Below are 7,126 nucleotides of genomic sequence, written 5' to 3'. Positions count from 1 at the left end.
TGCGCATTACAAATGCCATAGAGAGCTATAAGCTTGACATACAAAGAAGTGGCTGGACAAGTGGGCGTAATACTTCCAACTATCTCACAGCCTTTAAAGTCGATCTATTTTTAAGTGCAGATGACAATGATGTTATCAATGCCATTGAAAATGGTGTTGCAGCGGCAAAGATACTTCCCTCAAACAAAGATATTCATACTTCACTTGGAGATCAAGTGCGCATTGCGTTTGATGGGGATGCTGTACTCTTTTCTGAAGAGTCTGAGCTTATCTACAAGGAGGAGGGACTTGAGGCTTTCATAGCGCACGAAAAGGCAAATCGTGACAACCCTATGAAAAAAGGTCCTTTTGCAAAACTCCTGCTCACCATCGCCAATATTCAGAAAAAATTTAAAGACAAAGAATCACCTATTCGTACAGCACTTGTCACTGCGCGAAGTGCTCCGACACATGAGCGGGTAATAAAAACACTCAATGTCTGGGGTGTTCGCATAGATGAGGCATTTTTCTTAGGCGGCAGTGAGAAGTACGAGGTACTTGAAGCCTTTGGTGCTGACATCTTTTTTGATGATCAAGATGTACATTTGGAACTCTCATCAGATGTTGTTCCTTCAGCAAAAGTGATGCATAAAACCATTTTAGAATGTGAACAATGATATATGTAGTATTTTTTCTATTTACATTTTTGATTCTCTTTGTTGCGTTTTATCAGTGGCAGTATTTTATGATATTCTCTCCCACCTACATAAAAGAGCGACGACTTTGTGATAAATGTGAACTTTTAAGTATTAAAACTGATGATGGCATAGAACTTGAGGGCGCTGTCTATGAGCCCGCAAACGCAGGGAGAACTTTGCTTGTTTTTGTTGGTCGCTCTCATGATGCTGTAGCACTAATGGGACGACTCAGTGAAGTCTATAAAAATGTGCGTGTTATTGCGTTTAACTACCGTGGTTATGGAAAAAGTGGCGGCGTAGCGAATGAGAAAAATATTTTAAGTGATGGCTTGAAAATTGCGCAGCTTGTGCAGAAGCATTATGGTGATTTTTATCTTTTAGGTTTTTCACTTGGCTCGAATGTTGCTGCGTTTGTGGCGAAGAAGCATAATACAAAAGCACTTTTTTTGGTAGGGGCATTTGACTCAGTTACAGCGCTCTCAAAAGAGAAGTATCCGAAACTTTGTTGTATAGAAAAACTACTGCGTTACAAGTTTCCTACTGATGAGTATTTGCAGGATGTTACTGCAAAGACATATCTTTTTGTAAGTAGCAATGATGAGACAATACCACTAAAAAATGCTCAAAATCTTAAAGAATCAGTAAAAAATCTTGCACTTTACAGTGAGCTTGAAGGGTTAAGTCATAAAGAGCTTCTGTGGGATTCAAAAGTAACAAATAAAATAAATAAGGTCATAGAAAATGGATAAAAAATTTAAAACAATGTTCTACATCTGTTTAGGAAGCATTGAGTATCTTGCAACAACAACACGAGAGATAAAAGTGATTGAGCATATTTGGGATAAGGCAAATCATTTTACTGCTTTTATGACGCTTTATATTTTGCTTTCGCTTGCATACAGACATTTGAGTGTTTTGATGAAAATTGTATTATTACTTGCGTTTGGTATGCAAATAGAGATTGTGCAGTATTTTATTCCAGGACGAGATTTTTCACTTTTTGATGTAGTGGCAGATAGTGTCGGGATTGTAATAGGAATAGTTTTTTATTATTTGTATGAAAAGTATAGAAGAAGCACTATAAAAGCTTCTTCATAAGTTCGATGTGGTAATTTTCTTGGTAGTTAATAAAGTCAAAGAATTTTGAGAGTTTTTCATCTGTAATTGCATCACTAAGTTCTTTGCACATTACTTTTGCAGCCTCTTCTTCTGCAATGCCATCTACGAGGAATTTATCTAAATCTTTTACAACATAGGTCATTTCATGAAGTTCACGAGGAAGTGCTAAAATACCGAGTTTTGCCATCATATTTCCAAATGATTTAAGATGAAAGTGAGATTCATCCACTAAATCTTGAAAGACATTAAATTGAAGAATATTTTTTGTGCGTGCCTGCATATAGGCATAAATAAGAATAAGCTCATACTCTTTGTAGGATTCATCAAATAAAAAGAGTGTAAGTGCATCTATTTGAGACTGTTCAAGCTCTCTATCTTCCCATTTTCGTTGCATATTAAACGCAGTGATTTCTTTGTTATTCTCTTCTTTTGAAAGTACTTCACTAAGATACTCTAAAAGATAAATATCATCGGTTTTTATACGCTTACCTAAAACATTGTCAGGATAAAATGAATGAAATGCTTTTATCTCATTTTTGAGGGCTTCTATGATTTCAAAAACAGTGTTGCGTTTAAGCAGTACCATACTTCTGTCATAATTATAATTTTCACCATTTTCAAGAGTCTGTTCACCAAGCCATTTCATATGACGAAAAGCAATTTGAGAGAAATCATAAAGGCGTGATTTTATTGTTTCATCATTAATTGCAAAGGATGCAAAAAGAGTAGAGAGCCAAAGTTCATGTTTTTTTTGGTATGTTTTATTCACCTTCTCCTTCCTTTTGTACTGATTCACAGCTATCTTTCATTTTAAGAACATGCATCTCTTCTTCTTCGCCTTTTTCTTTATTCTCAATATTTTGTAAAGAGGCGATGTAGGCTGTAAAGACTATATCTGCACATACTTGTTGTTGAGCTGAAAGCTCACCAAGCTTTTCATGCATTTTACCAATGGCTTTTTGAGCATACTCTAAATCATTGCCAATAATCATATCGGTAAACATAGAACCAATTACAACGGTATCTTGACAGCCATTTGTTGCAAATTTTGTATTTTCAATACCCTCTGCGTTTAGGTCTGTATAAAAAACAACATACTCATTTGTTTTTTCATCAAGTGCTACCCCAACACCATCTGCATCTTCAATTTTTCCGTAATTTTTTGGATTTATTAAGTGTTCTAAAGTTTCAGCGTTAAGCCCTTCTGGCATTTCTACATTTTCAAACATAATTTTTCTCTTTTTTTAATTTATGTAAGTGTAACGAAAAAGTATAAATATATTCTTGATTAATATCTTATTTTTGCAAGGTAAAGACCATTTGGTGGAGCAGGTCTGATTTTATGTTCTTTTTTTAAAGAGAGTTGCTCTTGTATCTCTTGTTTTTTGAGTTGTAAAAGTGCCCCAACCATCAATCTAATTTGACTTCTTAAAAAACCATTGGCCTCAAAATAGAGAATGTGATAATCCTTATGCTTATAGTAAAATGCTCTGTATATAACTCTTTGTGTAGAGTTAATATCACTACCTGTTTTCATAAAACCGCTAAAATCATGTTCTCCTTCAAAAAGTTTTATGTTTTGTTTTATCTCTGCAAGTGCTGCGTTTGGAAGAAATGTTACAAAATCGCTCTCAAAAGGATTGCTCTGTTTTGTTTTTATGATGTATCTATAGACCCTTTTTTTTGCACTGTATCTTGCATGAAAGGAATCATCTACTGTTACAATTTTTTTGATTATGATGGAAGAGGGAAGCATCTGATTTGCAACGAGTTTGAGCTTTACTAAATCTCTCCAATACTCAGGCAGAGAGATATGGCATACTTGTCCTGTTGCATGGACACCTTTGTCTGTACGCCCACTTGCTATAATCTTTTCATTGATGCCAAGTTGATTGAAAACTTGTGTTACATTGCCAAGTATGGTGTTTTTTGTTTCTCTCTGCGTTTGAGAACCAAGAAAATGTGTACCATTGTAGGCAAGAGTAAACGCAACTTTCATTAGAATTTATTGACTATGCTTTTACGGTAAATGAAGTATGTTACTATAAGCCAAGTGAGTGAGACTGCTGGGATTGTATAAAAATGTAGGATGCTTTGCAATCCAACTGTAAAACCATAATAGAGGGCAATAGAGATAAAAAGGTACAAATAAACACGAGATTTTTGGTGGCGTACCTGCACAACGCCTATGGCAATAACAATGAAAAGTGAGATGATAGGAAAAAGGCTCAGCAGTGTATCTGTTATAAACATTTTAACCTTATTTTTATGTCTATCTTTGGCAAGCCAATACTCAAGAGGTTTTCGATATGGATGAAGATGTGTTTTTAATGTATTATTAATCATCATTGTTTTGAAATTAATTTGAGAGAGCTTTTTAGTCGAGTAGCTATAGCCTTCTCCATCAGTAAGCTTAAGTCTAAGTATTCCTGCATCGTTTATAATCTCTGCTTTTTTTGCGGAAATAAGTATCTCTTCTTTTCCTTTTTTGTTGAATAAAAAAACTTTAGAGTATGTTCCATCATTCTTCTTCCCTCCAATATAGAGTAGCCAATCTCCAAAACTATTTCCAAATTCACTTGCTGCAAGGTTGAATTTCGCTTCACTTTTTTTATAAGAGACAAAATTACTTGATAATACAGTAGAGTGTGGAAAGAGAATAAAAAAATCAAATGCTAAAACTATGCTAAGTAAAAAAGCAGGTTTAAAGAGTGTCTTTACAAGAAACTTTGGCTTGATTCCAAGAGCAAACAGAACAATAACTTCATTGTCGTTTGAGAGTTTAAAGAGTGAGAGTGTTGCTGCTATAAAAAATGTTATGGGCAGGGTATAGAAAAGAATTTCGGGTAGCACAAAGAGATAGAGTTTTGTCATTTCCCAAATACTTAGTTGAATAATTGCGGTATAGGCTGCTAGTTTTATCAAAAATATGACAGAAGCTATGGCAAAAAGGGGTAAAAATATAGATAGAAATAGCGTTGAAAGGTTTCTAAGTATATATTTTTGAAGTCTATCCATTTATAAAAACTCTCTTAATAATTAGCATTGATATAGGCTGCAATAGGAGTGTCTAGCATATATACTATAAAAGTAGCCATTGCTAAAAAGGGTACAAAAGGAACACGCTGCTGTTCTTTTGAACCTTTTACTGCATAGAGCATAACAGGCATTGCTAAAATTGCTGATAAAAAGATGGCGACAAGTCCTAGTTTTACACCAAGTAAGGCACCCATAGTAGCTGCAACCATAATGTCACCTTCGCCCATTGCTTCTATAAATGGAGCTCTGTCGAAGTGTTTGTTCCATGAGGTTTTTGTCTTTATTCCTGCTCTGTATACCGAAGATGTAAGGTAGTAAGAGAGTGCAAAACGCAATAGGGTAAAGCCACCTGCAAAGAGGAGGGCATTTTGAAAATTATTAAAAAGTCCTGTGATACTCCATGCTCCAAAAATAGCAAAAAAGATTGCTAAAAGATTGAGTGAATCAGGAATCATCTTGTATTTTAAATCTATTACAGAGAGTGCTAAAAGCATTAAAAAACTCATTCCTATAAAGAAAAGAGGCAGGCTAAGAGAGTATTTGTAAACAAGTAGTGTAAAAATAATTCCTGAGAGGAGTTCGATAAGTGGATATTGTATAGAAATTTTGTTAGAGCAATAAGCACATTTTCCTTGTAAAAATATCCATGAGAGTAGGGGAATATTATGCCAAGGTTTGAGTTTATGACCACATGATGTGCAGTGCGAAGCACCAAAAACGACACTTTCATCTTTTGGAATGCGAAGAATGACTACATTTAAAAATGAGCCAAAAACTATACCGAAAATAAATGCTATAAAAAGTTCCATTATTTTAAGCCTCCAAATCTACGCTCAATATGTGTAAATTGCTTGACAATTTTTTGTAAATCTTTAGGTGTAAAATCTGGCCAGAGTTTATCTATAAAAAAGAGTTCTGCATAAGCCGCTTGCCACAAAAGAAAATTTGATAGTCTTGTATCTCCACCTGTTCTGATGAGAATATCGACATCGGATTTACAATCAAGTGCATTACTAAGCATCTCATTTGTAATTTCTTGTGAAGATTTCTTAAGTGAGTTTACTGCACGGAGTATCTCATCTTGCGCTCCATAATTTAGTGCTAAACTCTGTACGAGTCCATCACAGTGAGCTGTTTTTTCTTCTACCATTTTTATGGTTTTTTGTAAAGATTTTGAAAAAGCTCTTGTGTCACCTATTGGCTCAAATTTTACATTGTTCTCAAGGTAAGAGGGAAGTTCATCTTTAAGATATTTATCGAGTAATCGCATTAAAAATTCAACTTCTAAACGCGGTCTTTTCCAGTTTTCTGTAGAAAAAGCATAGAGCGTGAGTCTTTCTATTTCTGAATTATTAGAGCAGTATGTCGTAATCGCTTTTACAACTTCTGCACCTGCTTCATGCCCTTTAACTCGTTTTTTTCCTTGCATCTCTGCCCATCTGCCATTGCCGTCCATAATGATTGCTATATGTTTTGCTTTATTCATTTTTTACTCACATAATTTTTTTGAGTGTGAGATAATTCTGAATGAAAGCGTTAGTTTGTCACTTTGAAGCAGTAAAATATTTTTGTCATTTGTGATAAACTCTATCTCATTTACATCAGTTCCAAAACTTGAAGAGTCTTTGAGTAGATTAAGACAAACTGCATCAAGATTTTTATTTTCAAGCATATTGACTGCGTTTGACTTTGCCTTCTCCTCATCCATCTCAGCCTTAAAACCTACTACCGTGATGCCCTCTTTATCAATTGTATTTAAAATATCAATATTTTTTTTCAAAGGAAGCTCCCAGCTCTCACCCAAAGACTCTTTTTTGAGTTTACCATCTTGTGGAAACTCTGCAATATAATCACTTACAGCCGCCGCCATAAAAAGAAAAGGTCTTTTTTGAATAATATGTATATGCTCATCTCGTACAAGTGTTGCTTTTGAGAGTTTTCCTTTTTTTGCAATGCGTATAGAGTCGGTGAGATACTCTAACATCTCGTCTGTACTAGCAACATCAATTTTATGCATATTCTCAGGTAAATCTTCATCAAATCTTGTAGCAATAAGATTTACATCAGCCCCTTTTAAATAGAGTGCAGTAGCAAGAGCTGATGCCATTTTTCCACTTGAAAAGTTTGAAATATAGCGTACATCGTCTATTTTTTCTATTGTTCCACCACCTGTAACTATAACGCGTCTATCTGCCCAGTATTCTTCTTTTAAAAGTTCTCTACTTGTTTGGTAAAAGATATTTAGAGGCTCTGCCATCGCTCCATTGCCTACTGTTTTACAAGCAAGCTCT

The 7,126-nt window shown here is 34.8% G+C and carries 10 protein-coding genes; 3 read left to right on the top strand and 7 right to left on the bottom strand.

Annotated elements, in window-relative coordinates; translation table 11 throughout:
• The 3 genes from MVY38_RS09490 to MVY38_RS09480 form a co-directional block, all read left to right on the top strand.
• A partial coding sequence (locus MVY38_RS09490) for a 5'-nucleotidase (protein ID WP_297485592.1) occupies positions 1 to 656 on the top strand: 656 nt, incomplete at its 5' end.
• On the top strand, positions 653 to 1,426 hold the full coding sequence (locus MVY38_RS09485; protein WP_297485590.1) for an alpha/beta fold hydrolase: 774 nt from the start codon (positions 653 to 655) through the stop codon (positions 1,424 to 1,426). The genes MVY38_RS09490 and MVY38_RS09485, both read left to right, overlap by 4 nt.
• A complete protein-coding gene (locus MVY38_RS09480; protein WP_297485588.1) occupies positions 1,419 to 1,775 on the top strand; it encodes a VanZ family protein in 357 nt (118 codons plus the stop codon). The genes MVY38_RS09485 and MVY38_RS09480 overlap by 8 nt, the downstream gene beginning before the upstream one ends.
• Here MVY38_RS09480 and MVY38_RS09475 read toward each other — a convergent pair.
• The 7 genes from MVY38_RS09475 to MVY38_RS09445 all read right to left on the bottom strand — a co-directional run.
• A complete protein-coding gene (locus tag MVY38_RS09475; RefSeq protein WP_297485587.1) occupies positions 1,756 to 2,565 on the bottom strand; it encodes an iron-binding protein in 810 nt (269 codons plus the stop codon). The genes MVY38_RS09480 and MVY38_RS09475 overlap by 20 nt on opposite strands.
• Positions 2,558 to 3,025 carry an iron-sulfur cluster assembly scaffold protein gene (locus MVY38_RS09470; RefSeq protein ID WP_297485585.1) on the bottom strand — a complete coding sequence of 156 codons (468 nt, stop codon included), beginning with the start codon at positions 3,023 to 3,025 and terminating at the stop codon, positions 2,558 to 2,560. Before MVY38_RS09470 ends, MVY38_RS09475 begins: the two co-directional genes overlap by 8 nt.
• A 59-nt stretch (positions 3,026 to 3,084) precedes the next feature.
• Positions 3,085 to 3,795, bottom strand: a complete 711-nt coding sequence (gene truA / locus MVY38_RS09465; protein ID WP_297485583.1) for a tRNA pseudouridine(38-40) synthase TruA — start codon at positions 3,793 to 3,795, stop codon at positions 3,085 to 3,087.
• Positions 3,795 to 4,814 carry an LptF/LptG family permease gene (locus tag MVY38_RS09460; protein ID WP_297485581.1) on the bottom strand — a complete coding sequence of 340 codons (1,020 nt, stop codon included), beginning with the start codon at positions 4,812 to 4,814 and terminating at the stop codon, positions 3,795 to 3,797. Before MVY38_RS09460 ends, truA begins: the two co-directional genes overlap by 1 nt.
• A gap of 14 nt (positions 4,815 to 4,828) precedes the next feature.
• Positions 4,829 to 5,644 (bottom strand): A24 family peptidase, encoded by an 816-nt coding sequence (locus MVY38_RS09455; protein ID WP_297485579.1) that lies wholly within the window; start codon positions 5,642 to 5,644, stop codon positions 4,829 to 4,831.
• Positions 5,644 to 6,321 (bottom strand): polyprenyl diphosphate synthase, encoded by a 678-nt coding sequence (uppS, locus tag MVY38_RS09450; protein ID WP_297485576.1) that lies wholly within the window; start codon positions 6,319 to 6,321, stop codon positions 5,644 to 5,646. The genes MVY38_RS09455 and uppS overlap by 1 nt, the downstream gene beginning before the upstream one ends.
• 3 nt (positions 6,322 to 6,324) lie before the next feature.
• The coding region (locus tag MVY38_RS09445; protein ID WP_297485574.1) for a phosphopantothenoylcysteine decarboxylase at positions 6,325 to 7,126 on the bottom strand (802 nt) is incomplete at its 5' end.

The sequence above is a fragment of the Sulfurimonas sp. genome, assembly GCF_027056685.1.
In the GTDB taxonomy this organism is placed as follows: domain Bacteria; phylum Campylobacterota; class Campylobacteria; order Campylobacterales; family Sulfurimonadaceae; genus Sulfurimonas.
The sequence above is the reverse complement of the archived record's forward strand: the minus strand, read 5'-3'. Positions and strand labels throughout refer to the sequence as shown.